The 16,565-nt window shown below is 41.8% G+C and carries 13 protein-coding genes; 9 read left to right on the forward strand and 4 right to left on the reverse strand.

Annotated elements, in window-relative coordinates; translation table 11 throughout:
- The first annotated feature begins 4 nt into the window (after positions 1-4).
- Positions 5-2,260, forward strand: coding sequence for a translocation and assembly module lipoprotein TamL (gene tamL, locus AC57BQ_RS17065; protein ID WP_496407432.1), 2,256 nt, complete (start codon positions 5-7; stop codon positions 2,258-2,260).
- A 141-nt stretch (positions 2,261-2,401) separates the two neighbouring features.
- A complete protein-coding gene (locus tag AC57BQ_RS17070) occupies positions 2,402-2,827 on the forward strand; it encodes an aspartyl protease family protein (protein ID WP_496407433.1) in 426 nt (141 codons plus the stop codon).
- A gap of 319 nt (positions 2,828-3,146) precedes the next feature.
- Here the strand turns inward: AC57BQ_RS17070 and gyrB are convergent, their stop codons facing one another.
- Positions 3,147-5,105, reverse strand: a complete 1,959-nt coding sequence (gyrB, locus tag AC57BQ_RS17075; protein ID WP_496407434.1) for a DNA topoisomerase (ATP-hydrolyzing) subunit B — start codon at positions 5,103-5,105, stop codon at positions 3,147-3,149.
- A gap of 429 nt (positions 5,106-5,534) precedes the next feature.
- Here gyrB and AC57BQ_RS17080 point away from each other — a divergent pair, with 429 nt between their 5' ends.
- Both AC57BQ_RS17080 and AC57BQ_RS17085 read left to right on the forward strand, forming a co-directional pair.
- The gene (locus AC57BQ_RS17080) at positions 5,535-6,134 is read left to right on the forward strand and encodes an OmpH/Skp family outer membrane protein (protein ID WP_496407435.1); all 600 of its coding nucleotides are present in this window, start codon (positions 5,535-5,537) and stop codon (positions 6,132-6,134) included.
- A gap of 121 nt (positions 6,135-6,255) precedes the next feature.
- Positions 6,256-6,735 (forward strand): nucleoside deaminase, encoded by a 480-nt coding sequence (locus AC57BQ_RS17085; RefSeq protein WP_496407436.1) that lies wholly within the window; start codon positions 6,256-6,258, stop codon positions 6,733-6,735.
- 196 nt (positions 6,736-6,931) lie between these two features.
- Here the strand turns inward: AC57BQ_RS17085 and AC57BQ_RS17090 are convergent, their stop codons facing one another.
- Complete coding sequence (locus AC57BQ_RS17090) at positions 6,932-7,345, reverse strand: RNA-binding S4 domain-containing protein (RefSeq protein ID WP_496407437.1); 414 nt, start codon at positions 7,343-7,345, stop codon at positions 6,932-6,934.
- Positions 7,346-7,842: 497 nt separating this feature from the next.
- Here AC57BQ_RS17090 and AC57BQ_RS17095 point away from each other — a divergent pair, with 497 nt between their 5' ends.
- Positions 7,843-9,279 carry an N-acetylneuraminate synthase family protein gene (locus AC57BQ_RS17095; protein WP_496407438.1) on the forward strand — a complete coding sequence of 479 codons (1,437 nt, stop codon included), beginning with the start codon at positions 7,843-7,845 and terminating at the stop codon, positions 9,277-9,279.
- A gap of 78 nt (positions 9,280-9,357) precedes the next feature.
- Here the strand turns inward: AC57BQ_RS17095 and AC57BQ_RS17100 are convergent, their stop codons facing one another.
- Both AC57BQ_RS17100 and AC57BQ_RS17105 read right to left on the reverse strand, forming a co-directional pair.
- Complete coding sequence (locus AC57BQ_RS17100) at positions 9,358-10,155, reverse strand: DUF4249 domain-containing protein (protein ID WP_496407439.1); 798 nt, start codon at positions 10,153-10,155, stop codon at positions 9,358-9,360.
- Positions 10,156-10,170: 15 nt separating this feature from the next.
- Positions 10,171-12,495, reverse strand: coding sequence for a TonB-dependent receptor (locus AC57BQ_RS17105; protein ID WP_496407440.1), 2,325 nt, complete (start codon positions 12,493-12,495; stop codon positions 10,171-10,173).
- Between the two features lie 237 nt (positions 12,496-12,732).
- Between AC57BQ_RS17105 and AC57BQ_RS17110 the strand changes: the two genes are divergently transcribed.
- From AC57BQ_RS17110 to AC57BQ_RS17125, 4 genes are all read left to right on the forward strand, one after another.
- Complete coding sequence (locus tag AC57BQ_RS17110) at positions 12,733-13,809, forward strand: sensor histidine kinase (protein WP_496407441.1); 1,077 nt, start codon at positions 12,733-12,735, stop codon at positions 13,807-13,809.
- Positions 13,806-14,528, forward strand: coding sequence for a LytR/AlgR family response regulator transcription factor (locus AC57BQ_RS17115; protein WP_496407442.1), 723 nt, complete (start codon positions 13,806-13,808; stop codon positions 14,526-14,528). Before AC57BQ_RS17110 ends, AC57BQ_RS17115 begins: the two co-directional genes overlap by 4 nt.
- Before the next feature lie 150 nt (positions 14,529-14,678).
- Positions 14,679-15,494, forward strand: a complete 816-nt coding sequence (locus tag AC57BQ_RS17120) for a 2,3,4,5-tetrahydropyridine-2,6-dicarboxylate N-succinyltransferase (RefSeq protein WP_496407443.1) — start codon at positions 14,679-14,681, stop codon at positions 15,492-15,494.
- A gap of 80 nt (positions 15,495-15,574) precedes the next feature.
- On the forward strand, positions 15,575-16,561 hold the full coding sequence (locus AC57BQ_RS17125; RefSeq protein WP_496407444.1) for a glycosyltransferase family 9 protein: 987 nt from the start codon (positions 15,575-15,577) through the stop codon (positions 16,559-16,561).
- The last annotated feature ends 4 nt before the right edge of the window (positions 16,562-16,565 follow it).

Below are 16,565 nucleotides of genomic sequence, written 5' to 3' on the forward strand. Positions count from 1 at the left end.
GCTTATGATCAAACACTTTAGATATATACTCATACTAACTGTTTTGCTGAATGCCTGTAGCAATACCAAGTACCTGGCTTCTGGCCAGAAATTGTATACCGGCGGCGAAGTAAAAATTCAGGATAAGGATATCAAAAAAAGTGATGCCAAAGCGCTAAGCGAGGAGTTGCAACCCCTGCTGCGCCCTAAACCCAATGGCGCTATCTTGGGTTTAAGGGTTAAATTATGGATATATAACAAAACCCGCACAAAAAAAACCAAGGGCCTGGCTCACTGGCTCAATACCAAATTTGGCGAACCCCCTGTTTTAGCAAGTGCTGTTAACCTGGAAAATAATAGCAACATATTACAAAACAGGTTACAGAATGAGGGCTATTTCCAAGCCCAGGTTATTGGCGATACCATTGGCAAGAAAAAAACAGCTAAAGCTGTATATACCGCCCAACCAGGGCCTGCCTATAAAATACGAAAAGTGATCTTCCCGACCGGTACGGAAAGTATTGATACAGCTGTAACCGGGACGGCTGCACAAACTCTTTTAAAGCCGGGGAATAACTATAATCTGGATGTTATTAAAAATGAACGCATCCGCATTGATGCCAAACTAAAAGAAGAAGGCTTTTATTTCTTTGCCCCAGAAAACCTGATCATGCGGGTTGATAGTACCATAGCAGGTCACCAGGTTGATATTTTTGTGGCAATTAAACGCGATATTTCAGAGAGGGCACAAGAAATTTATACCATTAATAATATTTACGTATACCCAAGCTACTCCCTGCGCGATACTTCCCTAAACCTGGATAAAGCACAAAAATACCGCTGGTACAATATTGTTGAGAAAAGAAAAACAGTGAACAGCTATATTTTTGCAAATACTGTTTTACTGCACCCTGGCGAAGTATATAACCGTACCGATCATAATAATTCCCTGAACCGTTTTGTAAACCTGGGGCCATATAAGTTTGTAAAAAACAGGTTTGAGGATGTAACTGATTCATCTAAATTGGATGTGTACTACTTTTTAACCCCTTATAAAAAGAAATCCTTACAGTTGGAATTACTCGGCCGTACCACATCAGCCAATTATACCGGTACGCAGATAAACATCAACTGGCTTAACCGGAATGCCTTCAAAGGCGGCGAAGCTTTAAAAGTAACCCTGTTTGGTAGCACTGATGTGCAGCTTGGCGGCGACAACAGCGGCTTTAACGTGTATCAGGCGGGTATACAAACAACCCTGTCATGGCCACGTTTTATTAGTCCGATATATCCCAAAGCCGATAATGCCTATATCCCTCATACCAATTTTACCCTGGGATACACGTTGGTCGACCGTCAAAAACTATACAGGCTCAATTCCTTTAATGCCTCATTTGGCTACCAATGGAAAGAGTCGGTTCACCGTTCGCATGAGTTAAATATTTTCAATTTTAATTTTGTTAATCCACAAAGCATATCGCAGCTTTATATAGATAGTATAAAGAACTCACCAAATCCGGCTCTAAAACACGTTATTGACAAGCAGTTTATTTTTGGTCCGAGTTACAGCTACACCTTTACCAATACCACCGAAGATTACCGGACCAATACTTTCTATTACAACGGTAAAATAAGCCTGTCGAACAATTTGTATGGCATTATTGCCGGAGCTGATACCTTGAACGGTAAAGTAAAGCAAATTTTCGGGGCCGTATTTAACCAGTTTGTGAAGCTTGAAAACGAGATCAGGTATTTCCATAAAACCGGCCCCAACAGTACGTTTGCCAGCCGTTTAATTGTGGGTATTGGTTTACCTTACGGTAACTCTACCCAATTACCCTACAGCCAGCAATTTTTTATAGGCGGCCCAAACAGTTTACGTGGTTTCCAGGCACGTTCATTAGGTCCGGGATCATATGACCCAAGGATTGAAGGGGGGACAAATGGCTTCCTTGCTGATGAATCGGGCGATATAAAAATTGAAGCGAATGTCGAGTATCGCCCAAAACTATTCAGTATAGTACGCGGTGCGCTGTTTGTTGATGCAGGTAATATCTGGCTGTTGCATACCGGCGGCAGACCAGGAGCTGCTTTTGGTAAAAACTTTGTAAATAACCTGGCTGTTGATGCCGGTTTTGGTTTGCGCTTTGACTTATCCGTATTGGTGCTTCGTACCGATATGGGCTACCCGCTCCGTACGCCATACTTACCAGAAGGACAACGCTGGGGTTTTAATTCGCGCTATGCCGTATTTAACCTGGCCATCGGTTACCCGTTTTAATTTAATTAGTGAATTATTGAGTTAGTGAATTACTGAATAAATTATTATTTAAAATATAGATTTTTACACTCATCATTACTAAGAACATTTATTAACTCATCACTCGCTAATTCACTAACTCAATAATTCACTAATTAAAAAATGACATCTATCCCCCTACAGATCATTGACCTGCATGACGACGGTTTTCACCCGCTGCTCGAAGTTATCTTGTTTGGAAAAGCCTTTACAGTGGTACTGGATACAGGTGCTTCCAAAACAGCATTTGACCGCACAGCACTTTTCGAGGCCAATGAAGCTATGGCGGTATTAGCCAGCGACAGGCTCTCTACCGGATTGGGGACCAACACTATGGAATCTTTCACAGCAATCATCAGCGGGATGTTGATAGGCGATATGAAGATCGCTGATTTTGAGGTTGCAGTGCTTGATCTTTCTACCATCAACATAGCTTACAGCCAAATGGGGCACCCGCAGGTATTAGGTGTTTTGGGCGGCGATATATTGATGAAATATAAAGCAGTGATTGATTATGGCAAGCAGGTGTTGAAACTCAAAAAACGGTAACATCAATCCTGACCTAAAACTTTTTAAACCTTTTATTTTAACACTTTTCTGCTCAGAATTGGATAAAAATCACTCAAAAACTGCTCGAAAAACCTTCATTTTAACACTTTTTAACAAATTTTAACATGATTTTGAGCAGTTTTTGAAACTTTAAAAAGTATTAATATACTGATTTACAATAAATCAATCAAAATAAGCGCCATTTTCGGCCCTTTTAAAACCTCTTTAAAACATCAGCAGCCCCATACTTTTCAGTACAGGGCTGCTGGTATTTTATAAGATTTGGCTATCGCTCTCCCCCTTTAGGGGGCCGGGGGGCCTATGTATCTATCTTGGCGTATTTGGCATTGCGCTCAATAAACTCGCGACGTGGCGCTACCTCATCACCCATCAGCATGCTGAAAGTATGATCGCACTCGGCGGCGTTTTCAATGGTGGCGCGTTTCAGCGTACGGGTTGCAGGGTTCATGGTGGTATCCCAAAGTTGGATATCATTCATCTCACCCAAACCTTTGTAACGCTGTACGTGTACGCTATCCTCTTTACCTCCACCTTTCAAGCGTTGTATAGCGGCATCGCGCTGCACATCGTTCCAGCAATATTCTGATTCCTTCCCTTTTTTAACCTGGTATAATGGCGGCGACGCGATGTATACATAACCGGCCTCAACCAGCTCCTTCATATAACGGAAGAAGAAAGTAAGGATCAGCGTAGTAATGTGCGAACCATCCACGTCGGCATCCGTCATGATAATGATCTTGTGGTAACGCAGCCTGGTTATATTTAAAGCTTTATCATCATCAGGTGTACCGCGGCTTACGCCCAGGCCGGTAAACATGTTCTTGATCTCCTCGTTCTCGTATATCTTGTGCTCCATGGCTTTCTCCACGTTCAGGATCTTACCACGTAATGGTAAAATAGCCTGGTATTCGCGGTCGCGGCCCTGTTTGGCGGTACCACCCGCCGAGTCACCTTCCACCAGGTATATTTCGCAAAGTGCAGGGTCGTTATTGGCACAATCTGATAATTTGCCCGGCAAACCAGATCCGGTCATTACGCTCTTGCGTTGTACCAGTTCACGGGCCTTGCGGGCAGCGGCACGGGCCGTAGCAGCCAGTATCACTTTATTAACGATCAGTCTGGCTTCTTTCGGATTCTCTTCCAGGTAATTACCCAGAATTTCGCCCACAGCCATATCCACGGCACCCATCACCTCGTTGTTACCCAATTTGGTTTTGGTTTGACCCTCAAACTGAGGTTCCTGTACTTTTACCGAAATTACAGCGGTTAAGCCCTCACGGAAGTCATCACCGGTGATCTCGATCTTCATGTTTTTCAACAGACCTGATTTATCGGCATAAGCTTTCAATGTACGGGTTAAGCCCCTGCGGAAACCAGCTACGTGTGTACCACCTTCTATCGTATTAATGTTGTTTACGTACGAGAAAACATTCTCAGAGTAAGTATCATTATACTGAAAGGCCAATTCAACCGGGATGCCATTTTTTACCCCATCCAGATAAATAGGATCAGGAATAATGGTTGAACGTGTCCCGTCTAAAAATTTAACAAACTCACGTAGACCACCTTCTGAGTAAAACTCCTCGGTTGGGAAAGTACCATCTTCCAAAGGCTCACGCTCATCTGTTAGCGTAAGGCGGATACCCTTATTTAAAAAGGAAAGCTCACGTAAACGACCTGCAAGTGTATCGTATTTATACTCTGTAGTAAGCGTAAAGATGGTAGCATCCGGTTTAAAGATAATGGTAGTACCCCTTTTATCTGTTTCGCCAATTGTTTTTACATCAAACAAAGGCTTACCTTCAGAGTATTCCTGTGTCCAGACTTGACCTTCGCGGTAAACCAGCGCCGTTAAATGAATTGACAGCGCGTTAACGCAACTAACCCCCACACCGTGCAATCCACCAGATACCTTGTAAGTATCCTTATCAAATTTACCACCAGCGTGCAGCACAGTCATTACTACCTCCAGCGCCGATTTTTTCTCCTTGGTGTGCATTGCGGTTGGGATACCGCGGCCATTATCTTCAACCCTTATCGAGTTATCCTTTAATATAAAAACCTTTATGGTGTCGCAGTGACCGGCCAGGGCTTCGTCAATAGAGTTATCAACTACCTCATATACTAAATGGTGCAAACCTTTAACGCCTGTATCACCAATGTACATGGACGGACGCTTACGAACCGCCTCTAAACCCTCTAATACCTGTATATTATCTGCTGAATAATTGGATTTGTCCTGATTTTCTTCGCTCATATTTATTTAGTACAACAACCTTCAAAAGTACGAAATTAACACGAGATTAACGATTAGTTGTTGATAAAAAACGATGTGTTGATAGATAATATATTGATGTGCAAGTGTGCAGATTAACTCCGTTGAGGGCGACGCCGTTTTAGATGTGCAGATGATTTTGTCTGAATCAGAGTTTTCAGAATTGATGGAGTTTTCATTTGCACATCTGCACATTTGAAATCTGCATATCAACGTATCATCTGCACATCTGATTAGGATACTTGTAATGAAAGATTATATTTGTCAAAATTTTTACTTAAAAAAGATAAACCTTCGTGTGCAGCTGCACAAAACGTTATAATTGCACAAAGGAGTTTGATAAAAAATAAATAAAGGCGCAATTTTTAACGATCGCCAGCTAAATAAAACACGAAAAAATCAATTAATTAAATGAAAACTACGGCTTCAACATTAACAAAATTCACATTAGGGATATTAATTGCCGGAAGCATAGCCGCCTGCAATCAAAATAAAACTGCCGACAAACCTGCAACTGCCGCTACAACTGCGCCAACTACGGATAAGGAAACCATTGTTTATATCAATTCTGACAGCTTATTAAGCAAATACGATTATTCAAAAGACATGAATAAACGTTTGGAAGAAAAGGGTAAATCTGCCCAAGGCGATGTGCAGGCAAAAATTCAGGCCTTTCAACGGGAAGGTGCCGAATACCAGAAAAACGCAGCTACCATGCCGGCCGACCAACGCCAAGCAACCGAGCAGCGCTTACAACGTAAACAACAGGAGTTACAGGGTTATCAGCAAAATGCCGGTGCCGAGTTTCAACAATTACAGGCAACTGAAAATGCTAAACTGTATGATAAAATAGCTGATTTTACAAAGGCATACGCTAAAGAAAAAGGATACAAACTGGTATTAACTTATTCAAAAGCCAACCCAACGGTATTATATGGCGATCCGTCATTAGATGTCACTGCCGATGTGGTAAAACGCCTGAACGAAGCTTACGCTAAAGACAAGAAGTAAGTTTTCGGATGTGCAGATTTTAGATGTGCAAATATGCAGATGAGATCAGCCTTCAAAAAATCATAAAATATTAACTTTAAAAACCTCAACTTCGGCTGAGGTTTTTTTAATTTAGAAGTATATGCAAAATACGGTTCACGAAAAGTTTATGCAGATAGCTATTGAACTATCTGAATATAATGTAAAGCAGGGCACCGGCGGTCCTTTTGGCGCCGTTATAGTAAAAGATGGAATGATTGTGGCCCGCAGCGCCAACCGTGTGGTACCTACTAATGACCCTACCGCTCACGCCGAAGTTTCGGTGATACGCCTGGCCTGCCAGGAGTTGGAGACTTATGATCTGTCGGGCTGTGAAATATATACCAGCTGCGAGCCCTGCCCCATGTGCCTGGGCGCTATTTACTGGGCGCGTATTGATAAAGTTTATTATGCCAATACCAAGGCCGATGCTGCCGCTATTGGCTTTGACGATCATTTTATTTATAACGAACTGGAAAGCCCGATGGCCGAACGTAAATTACCTTTTGTTCAATTGCTTCGCGACGAGGCCATAAAGGCTTTTAAACTTTGGGAAACAACAGAAAATAAAACGGATTACTAAAAACTAACAGACTTGTCATCCTGAGCGCAGCGAAGGATCTATTAGGCACTTAGGATGACAATGTTGTAGAAGCCGTATAAAGAATATAGGCCTTGTCAGTCTGAGCTCCGTCGAAGACTCGCGCGCAGAGGCCTGCCCACTATGGTTCGACGGGCTCACCATGACATCCTGTTTTTATCCTTTAGAATATATCTCCCTATTCGCTCTCCTCTTCCTTCTTGTCAAAATAATCGTCTTTCAGATCATCAATTTCGCGGCGGTCGCGCTTGGTTGGGCGGCCCGTACCCCGGTCCCGCTTTAATACAGGCGCATGAAACATGGATTTGAAGGCCTGCGTTTGTTCCACAGGAGTTATATCATCATAAAAATTCACCGCGGTTTTGGCATCAACCCGATTTTCGAGCAAACCGGTTACGCGCACCACCTTACGTTCAATTCCTTTAGCTACCTGGTAAGTATCGCCAATTTTTACTTCGTATGATGGCTTGATATTTTTGCCATCCAGTTTTACACGCCCCGCCTTACAGGCATCGGATGCCAGCGTACGTGTTTTAAAAAGCCTGATGGCCCACAGGTATTTATCTATCCTCAGTTTTTCTTTTTCGGGCATGGGTAAAAGTCGAACTTCAAAATTAAGAAATCCTTAACATTAATAATGCGTGGAGGCAAAGCAAATTTTAAAAGCCGACTCACCTGATCTACCCTTCGCCTAATCCCTCTCTATGCGCATGCAGAGCATAAAATAGTACGTCATTGCGAGGTACGAAGCAATCTCTACGTAAGCAAATCAATCAGAAAGGTTAACTCTGTATAGCATAGAGATTGCTTCGTACCTCGCAATGACGCTTTAAGATACCCCAGATAAGCCTTCATCCACCTTGTAAATACAGGGTTAATTTACAGGCCATTACTTAATAATTTCATAATCTAAATTTCGCATTATGTAAAAGCTGCCGCCTTACATTTAATCAATTACAATAAATCCGGTTTGCCCGGTTTGTAAAGGAAAATATTTTTATAAAAATAAAAAGACCCCTGAAGGTCACAACCTAAAAAATGGATTTTGCGAAAGGCTTATGCCGATTGGCAATTTAATTCACAAACCCGATGAATGAAATCTTAAAACAAAAAGCGGCAGGTATCAAATTATTGATAACCGATTGTGATGGCGTATTAACTGATGCCGGAGTCTATTATGGCAGCAATGGTGAGGACCTGAAAAAATTTAACATGCGCGATGGCATGGGCGTTGAACGGTTACGCAAATATGCAGGTGTACAAACCAGTATTATTACCGGCGAACTATCACCATCCATAGCTAAAAGAGCCGAAAAATTACAAATAACAGAACTGCATTTGGGCATAAAAGACAAGGTGGCTGTTTTTAAGGAAATATGCGATCGCCTGAACTTAAAGCGCGAAGAAATAGCCTACATCGGCGACGATCATAATGATCTGGAAGTAATAAGGCTGGCCGGTTTAACCGCATGCCCTGCAGATGCCCTGCCCCGTATCAAAAACGAGGTGGACATTATTTGCACACTAAACGGTGGTGAAGGTTGCTTTCGCGAATTTGCCGAATTGATCATCGATGCTAAAAGTAACGCGTTTTCGAGCAGCAGCCTTAATGGCACCATTACTTTAAACAATGGCAAGGTGATCGGTAAAGGTCAGCCAAGCTATATTATTGCCGAAATTGGTATTAACCACAACGGCTCATTGGAAACAGCCAAAAAACTGATAGACGAAGCCGTAGCCGCTAAAGCCGACGCCGTTAAATTTCAGAAACGTACCCCGGAGATCTGTGTACCTAAAGATCAGTGGGAAATTATGCGCGATACCCCATGGGGCCGTATAACCTATATTGATTACAAACGCAAAACAGAGTTTGGCATAGCAGAATACGCTACCATCGATCAGTATTGTAAAAAACTGGGTATCGACTGGTTTGTATCGGCCTGGGACGTGCCATCGGTTGATTTTATGGAGCAGTTTGATACCGTTATGTACAAACTGGCATCGGCATCATTAACTGATTTCGCACTGATACAGCGCATCCTGGAAACCGGCAAACCGCTGATGCTGTCAACCGGAATGTCAACCATCAAAGAGATCGAGGCTACCATGAATTATGTGATGGCCTTTGATGAAAATTATCCGCTGTTCATCGCGCACTCTACCTCGGCTTATCCATGCCCGCTGCAGGAGCTGAACCTGAAAATGATACAAACCCTGGAAGCCAAATACCCGGGAATCCCGGTTGGCTATTCGGGTCACGAAACCGGGCTGGCTACTACTGTAGCAGCCGTTACCCTGGGTGCTACCTTTGTGGAACGCCATTTTACACTTGACCGGGCCATGTGGGGATCGGACCACGCCGCTTCTGTTGAGCCACAAGGCCTGCAACGCCTGGTACGCGATATCCGCGATGTGGAAACCGCCCTGGGCGACGGACAGAAGAAAGTTTATGAATCTGAGCTGGCTCCTATGAAACGCCTGCGCGTAAACATCAGCGACGAATATAAAGAGAAGCCAGTGGCTTAATTAACAGTAATCCCGTATACTTTTACTTCCATGCACGAAAAGTTAAAGTATACGGGATTATCCTCGTAAAGATTTTTATTAATTTACCGTAATAGTCTTAATTTGATTGGTATGGGCACTAAAATAGCCCAACGCTTCAGGAGTAATATTACTGGGTGGGTTTGATGGTGTTACCCCTCCAATGGGGCCTTTATAGCCCTGCTGCATTAACGTGAACCAGTAGGTATACATGGTTTTATCAACACTCTGCATTTCAACAGTTACTTTATCGCCTGCGTATATACCTATATCATCCTGTGCTAAGTCAAAAGTAACTTTATTGCCATCTGTAAAATCATCATTATTAGCAAAAACACGTTTAACCTGCACATCATTAACATACAGCAAAAAATTATATTGATTGCCAACACCTTTAGGATCGTGATAATAAACCGTTATTTTTCTCTTGTTATCATCAGTGCTAAAATTGTCTTTAAAAGCCCTCACATTATCTAAAGCCACCTGTGCCGGCATCGTTGAACTGGCATCATAGGTTTTACCCTTGATTGTTGCACTTAGCTTATAAACACCACCACTAATCCCTGCCATTGTGGGTATTGTGTAAATACCGGGCGAGCTTTCCTGGAACGTATAAACATTACCATACTGATCATTCACCTTTACCTGCGCACCTGTTACCGGCGGATAGGTATTTGTATTTGTAAAGGCAACATTGGTGTTTAGCTTTATGGTTTGAGTGCCCGATACATTGGTAATATTTCCTTCAATCACCAACTTATCAGAATCATTAACTAACTGTACATCAATCACCTTATCGCAGGCCGAGATGACCAGCATAAAGGGGAGCAACATCAAATAAAATAGGGGAGTTTTCATATGAGTATGTTTAAGTTAAAATTTAAAGTCCCAGGTAACTGATGGGATCAGCGTAGCAAAAATGCTGGTCTCAACAGCCTCCGTCATGTTCGGATCGGTTTTACTGTCCCTGAAGCTTATGCTATAAGGATCCCTGTGTGCATATACATTATAAACACTAAATGTCCAGCTGGAATGGTACCGCTTATGTTCTTTACCTTCAAGCGTGGCGCCTATATCCAATCTGTTTGATGAAGGCATGCGGTAGTTATTCCGTTTAGAATAAGAAAAAGTAGTTAGGCCGCCTACATTATATTTCCCGGTGGGATAAGTAACGGCATTCCCGGTGCCATAAATAAAAGTGCCCGAAAATGTCCAGCGTTTACTGAGCTGATAAATGCCTACAACAGAACCATCGTGCGTGCGATCCTGCCTTGCCGGATAATAGGCTCCGTTGTTAATGGCATCAAACCTTCTTTCGGTTCTTGACAGGGTATACCCTATCCAACCGGTAAAACGGCCATATTTTTTCTTTAAAAATAATTCAATACCGTACGCCCTTCCTGTGCCATAAGTTAACTGTGATTCTACATCCTGATTAACCAGCAGTTGTGCCCCGTCTTTATAATCAATTTGATTCTGCAGCCATTTATAATACACTTCGACCGAAAACTCGTAGCTATTGTCATTAAACTTCTTAAAGTAACCGGTAGATACCTGGTCGGCTATTTCTGGTTTAATGTTTTTACTGCTCATCACATAAAGGTCTACTGGGGTACTGCTGGTAGAATTACTGAGCAAGTGTATATTTTGGGTATTACGGCTGTAAGAGGCCTTGAGGGAGTTATCATCATTAATAGTGTAACTCGCCGAAAAACGGGGCTCCGGGTTAAAATACCGCCGCACCACCGTTCCTGCCCCATAGGTTATAGAAGATGTAGCGGCACCATCGCTGTTAAAGGTTTTAAATGTGCCGGGACCTAATAAAAACATACCACTAAGCCTTACCCCGTACAGTATTGTTAAATGGTCGCCGGCTTTCCATTCATCGCTTAAATAGGCGGCAGTTTCATATCCATAGCGTTGTTCTACATGTTTGTCATTGTAAGCCGACTTCTGGGTGGTTGTTATATCACCAGGGGCGATATCATGGTGTAAAATATTAAATCCAAATTTTAGGACATGATTATTGGCGATGGAGTATTGCAGATCTTCTTTCAGGTTAGCATCAGTTATTTTTGAGGTGGCTTTAAAGCCATCATTATTCTGAAAACTTTCTACCATGTAATTATAATTACTGTAGATTAATGAAGTATTGGAAAACAGCCTGCTGCCAAACAAATGGGTAAACCTGATAGTCCCCGCCGAGTTTCCCCAATTTGTTCCAAAAACATTTTTCAAACCCAAAACGTCTTTGCCTAAATACCCGGATATATAAATGGCATTTTTATCGTCGAACTGATAGTTTGCCTTGGCATTGATATCATAAAAGTATATGGAGCTTCCGTTGATGCTTGAGTCCGGTACCGCTTTTAAAAAAAGATCGATATATGTTCTGCGGGCGCTCACCATGAATGATCCTTTATCTTTTACAATCGGGCCTTCAACTTTAATTCTCGAAGCAATAAGGCCGATACCACCCTGTACCGTAAAGTCTTTATCATTACCATCATTCATCTTAACATCCAAAACCGAAGATAAACGACCACCATACTCCGCCGGCATGCCTCCCTTATAGATACTAACATCCTTAATAGCATCAGAATTGAATGTTGAAAAAAAACCCAATAAGTGCGACGCGTTATATATCGGGGCCCCATCCAGCAAGATCAGGTTTTGATCAGATCCGCCGCCACGCACATAAAAGCCGGTATTACCTTCGCCTGCCGACTTGATACCAGGCATCAGGGTTATCGTTTTCAGGATATCCCTTTCGCCTAAAAGCACTGGCACCTGGTTTATCTGCGTCATGTTCAATTTCTCAACCCCCATCTGTGGCGATACCACATTGTCATTGCTAAATCGAGTGGCCCTCACAACAACCTCCTGCAAACTATTTTTGGGAGATAAGGATATATTAATAACCTCATTTTTATGAAGAGATACTTTTTGAGTGACCGTTTTATACCCAACGCAGGTAAATAATAATGTATATTCCCCCTCGGTAACAGCCAGTGAATAAAAGCCATAATTGTTCGTAGCTGTTCCAACTGCCGAAAGTTCCTGAAGGGTAATGGAAGCGCCTATTAAGGATTCGCCTGTAGCAGCATCCTTAACAGTACCGTTAATGGTAACCTTCTTTTGGGCATAAGCGGCAATGGCGGTCAGTGTTATGAAAATAGTAAAGATCGATCTGGCCATTTGCATATAGCACTAAGGTATCTTTATCAGTCACTAAACTATTTTAATTTATACGAAACCCCGTATAAATTATAGCAAGTGCGCTATCGCTTATACTAAAAAACGTGAGCGTTAAGCAAATTCAGATGAGTATTAATAAAATTATTAAACTAACATTTGGTATAATAATTTACACATTTGGTATAAACAAAATTTACAACCTGTTTAAAATGTTTATTTTTAAAGATCATTCATTCAATGAAACCTGAAACCGACACAAAGCAGTTAAATAATGATATGCTGATACAATTTTTAAGCAGCACGAAATATAGAATTTACAGGCATATTGCACTGGTCTTATTTCTCGGGGCTATATTTTCAAGCACGAAGGACACCTTTATTGAGCCGGTTAACACCTATTTAAAAATTACCTTCTTTCTTATCCTGATGTTGCTGTTTTATATTAACATGTACGTGTTGATACCTCGTTATGTATACAATGCCAGCTACGTAAAATACTTTATTTGGGTAATTGTACTATTTGTGGTGGCTTTGTTGTTTTTTGTATCGGGAAGATACCTGATCAACCCTTATTTTAAATTCCATAATAAGACAAGCAACGAAAACCCCAGTGTGCTGCTCTTTACTTTTATAACGTTGATATTTCTGATCCTGATAGCGGCCTCTGCTGCCATTAAATTATTTCAGCATTCTATTATTGTTAACCAGCGTATCAATGATCTGGAAACGGTTACCATACAAGCCGAATTAGAGCAGTTAAAAAACCAGATCAATCCACATTTTTTATTTAACATGCTCAACAATGTTAATGTACTAACACAAACCAATCCGGAAAAGGCATCGCAAGTGGTTATGAGACTAAGCGACCTGCTCCGTTACCAGCTTTATGATAGTACCAGGAACAAAGTTTTGCTTACCGCGGAGATCCGTTTTCTGGAAGATTTTTTGAACCTGGAAAAAATACGGCGTGATAATTTTGAGTTTATCATGTCACGTGAGGGAGACATTAGTGGGGTGCAGGTATCACCCTCGCTTTTTATTACCTTTGTTGAAAATGCGGTGAAGCACAACATGGATGCCGAAAACACATCCTATATTCATGTATTTTTTAAAGTAAAGCATAACGAGATCAATTTTATTTGTATCAATTCAAAACCCCGGCTTGAAATGATCAGCAATAATAATAATGGTAATGGCGGCTTGGGGCTGGGAAATGTAAAGCGGAGATTGGAATTGCTTTATCACGAAAAGCATTTTTTCCGGATCCAGGATGATAAAGATAAATTTCGTGTAGACTTAAAGATTATCCTATGAATTGTATCATTGTAGATGATGAACCCTTAGCACGGGAGGCCATTCAGTTATTTATCAACAAAACCCCTAATCTACAATTACTTAATAGTTTTGGAAGCGCCAATGCTGCGGCAAAATTTATTAATGAGACCGCAGTTGATCTGATTTTTCTGGATATTCAAATGCCAGGCATCAGCGGAATGGAGTTTGCCAAAATGATACCCGCAAAAACCTTACTCATTTTCACCACCGCTTATGCAGAATATGCCTTAGAAGGTTTTGAGGTTGAAGCTATTGACTACCTCATTAAACCCATACGGTATGAACGCTTTCTGAAAGCGGTGAATAGGGCACAGTTTTACCAGGATATTTTAAAAGCCGATCATTCGAACAACAAAATTGAGAACATAGCGGAGGACTATTTTTTTGTTAAAGCCGACCGGAAATATATTAAGATCTATTTTAAAGACATCCTGTTTATAGAAGGACTTAAAGATTATGTAGTAATGCAAACCGACGATCAAAAGATCATAACGGCCATGAATATTAAAACCATTCATGAACAACTGCCCCAAAACCTTTTTGCCCGTATCAGCAAATCTTATATCATCAACATTAATCAAATAACCGCTTTTGATAATAACACGGTGAACATACGCAAGTATGAAATATCCATTGGCAATGCTTACCGCACTTACTTTTTTGATGAATTTGTGACCAAGAAAATATTAAGCAGGTAAAACTCTTCTTCCGAACCTTTAGGGTTTGCCTTTACTGCTCAACTTTAACTTCTGTAGTTTTACTTGTTTTAAAAGGTTAGCGACTAATCGCCTAATTTCAACCAATTCTCCCTAAAATTCCTTTAATTTGCCAAAAGTTTAATTTTACCAATGCAAGATCTTAAAAAACTGATTGAAGATGCCTGGGAAGACAGGAATCTGCTGAACTATAATGAATATACCACCGCTATCGAAACCGTTATTGAACGCTTAGATAAAGGCGAGATCCGTGTAGCCGAACCAATTGGTTCACGCTGGCATGTGAACGAGTGGATTAAAAAAGCAGTAGTGCTGTATTTCCCTACCCGTCAGATGGAAGAAATTAAGGTTGGCCCTTTTGTTTTTCATGATAAAATGAAACTGAAGACCAATTATAAAGCTACCGGTGTACGCGTGGTACCTCACGGTATTGCCCGTTATGGCGCTTACCTGGCAAAAGGTGTTATCATGATGCCATCGTACGTAAACATTGGCGCTTACGTTGATGAAGGTACTATGGTTGATACCTGGGCTACTGTAGGTTCATGCGCGCAGATAGGCAAGCATGTACATTTAAGCGGTGGTGTTGGTATTGGCGGTGTACTGGAGCCATTACAGGCTGCCCCGGTTATTATTGAAGACAACTGTTTCCTTGGATCACGTGCTATTGTGGTTGAAGGTGTGCATGTAGAACATGAGGCCGTATTGGGTGCCAATGTGGTTTTAACCGCGTCGACCAAGATCATTGATGTAACTGGTTCAACCCCGGTTGAATATAAAGGTCGTGTACCCGCACGTTCAGTAGTTATCCCGGGCTCATATACCAAAAAGTTCCCTGCCGGCGATTACCAGGTACCTTGTGCCCTGATCATCGGTACCCGCAAGGAATCAACCGATAAAAAAACATCATTGAACGACGCGTTAAGGGAAAATAACGTAGCGGTTTAATAATTGGTTGATTATGTTGGATTAAGTGAGTAGTTTAATCAACCATTCACTTAATCAACTACTCACCTAATCAACATAGAATGAAAATACTGATAAGGCTGCCCAACTGGCTTGGCGATGTGGTGATGAGCACCGCATTTGTTAACGCGGTTGGCCAGCTTTATCCTGATGCTCAGATCGATGTGATCATCAAAAAAGAGCTCAGCAACATAGCCCCCCTTATACCGGGCTTAACCCAAATCCATCCTTTTTCAAAACAGGAATTTAGCGGCCTGGGTGGTGTTTATCGCTTTGGTAAAAATCTGAAATCCGAAAAATACGACCTCTTTTTTAATCTGCCCCAATCCCTTTCGTCGTTGGTGATGGCCTGGGCCACGGGAGCAAAAAAACGGGTAGGCTTTGGTAAAGAAGGCGGCTTCTTTTTGCTGACCAACTCTCTCAAAAAGCCTGTTAACCAACACCGGGTTGATGAATATGTATCCTTATTGGAGCAATTTACCGGTAAAGCCATAACTCATAAACAGGTTAAGCTGAATGCCCCCGTAACAGAACCTAAACAAAACAACCGGGTGCTGATCAATTTTAATTCAGAAGCATCATCCCGCAGAATGCCGTTGGATAAAGGACGGGCACTGTTGAATAAATTAAGCACTGCTTTTCCGGACGTAATTTTTGGATTGATCGGTTCGCCTAAGGAAGCAGATTTTGTAAGTCAGCTTATTACCGGTTCCGAAAACCCCGAAAGGCTGGAGAATTATGCCGGCAAAACCGATCTGCCGGGTTTATGCAGCCTGATGGCGCAAAGCGTGGCCATGTTAACTACCGATTCCGGTCCGGCCCATTTGGCCAATAGTGTGGGTACGCCCGTTATCGTATTGTTTGGCGCCGGCAATGAGCATAACACGGCTCCTTATAACAAACAAAATTTAACCGTACTGCGTTATGGTAAACTAACCTGCGAACCTTGTGTACGCAATACCTGCAAGCTTTATGGCGTTCCGCGTTGTATGGAACTGCTGGATGAATTGCAAATTATAAACGCATTAAATCAAGAATTAAGATATTAGAACC

The organism is Mucilaginibacter sp. BGA-UO-ETr-C110 (genome assembly GCF_059567985.1).

What these genes read in the sequence shown, in the direction of transcription:
- tamL (WP_496407432.1), top strand. Translation starts at nt 5, where the DNA reads ATGATCAAACACTTTAGATATATACTCATACTAACTGTTTTGCTGAAT.
- AC57BQ_RS17070 (WP_496407433.1), top strand. Translation starts at nt 2,402, where the DNA reads ATGACATCTATCCCCCTACAGATCATTGACCTGCATGACGACGGTTTT.
- gyrB (WP_496407434.1), bottom strand. Translation starts at nt 5,105, where the DNA reads ATGAGCGAAGAAAATCAGGACAAATCCAATTATTCAGCAGATAATATA.
- AC57BQ_RS17080 (WP_496407435.1), top strand. Translation starts at nt 5,535, where the DNA reads ATGAAAACTACGGCTTCAACATTAACAAAATTCACATTAGGGATATTA.
- AC57BQ_RS17085 (WP_496407436.1), top strand. Translation starts at nt 6,256, where the DNA reads ATGCAAAATACGGTTCACGAAAAGTTTATGCAGATAGCTATTGAACTA.
- AC57BQ_RS17090 (WP_496407437.1), bottom strand. Translation starts at nt 7,345, where the DNA reads ATGCCCGAAAAAGAAAAACTGAGGATAGATAAATACCTGTGGGCCATC.
- AC57BQ_RS17095 (WP_496407438.1), top strand. Translation starts at nt 7,843, where the DNA reads ATGAATGAAATCTTAAAACAAAAAGCGGCAGGTATCAAATTATTGATA.
- AC57BQ_RS17100 (WP_496407439.1), bottom strand. Translation starts at nt 10,155, where the DNA reads ATGAAAACTCCCCTATTTTATTTGATGTTGCTCCCCTTTATGCTGGTC.
- AC57BQ_RS17105 (WP_496407440.1), bottom strand. Translation starts at nt 12,495, where the DNA reads ATGGCCAGATCGATCTTTACTATTTTCATAACACTGACCGCCATTGCC.
- AC57BQ_RS17110 (WP_496407441.1), top strand. Translation starts at nt 12,733, where the DNA reads ATGAAACCTGAAACCGACACAAAGCAGTTAAATAATGATATGCTGATA.
- AC57BQ_RS17115 (WP_496407442.1), top strand. Translation starts at nt 13,806, where the DNA reads ATGAATTGTATCATTGTAGATGATGAACCCTTAGCACGGGAGGCCATT.
- AC57BQ_RS17120 (WP_496407443.1), top strand. Translation starts at nt 14,679, where the DNA reads ATGCAAGATCTTAAAAAACTGATTGAAGATGCCTGGGAAGACAGGAAT.
- AC57BQ_RS17125 (WP_496407444.1), top strand. Translation starts at nt 15,575, where the DNA reads ATGAAAATACTGATAAGGCTGCCCAACTGGCTTGGCGATGTGGTGATG.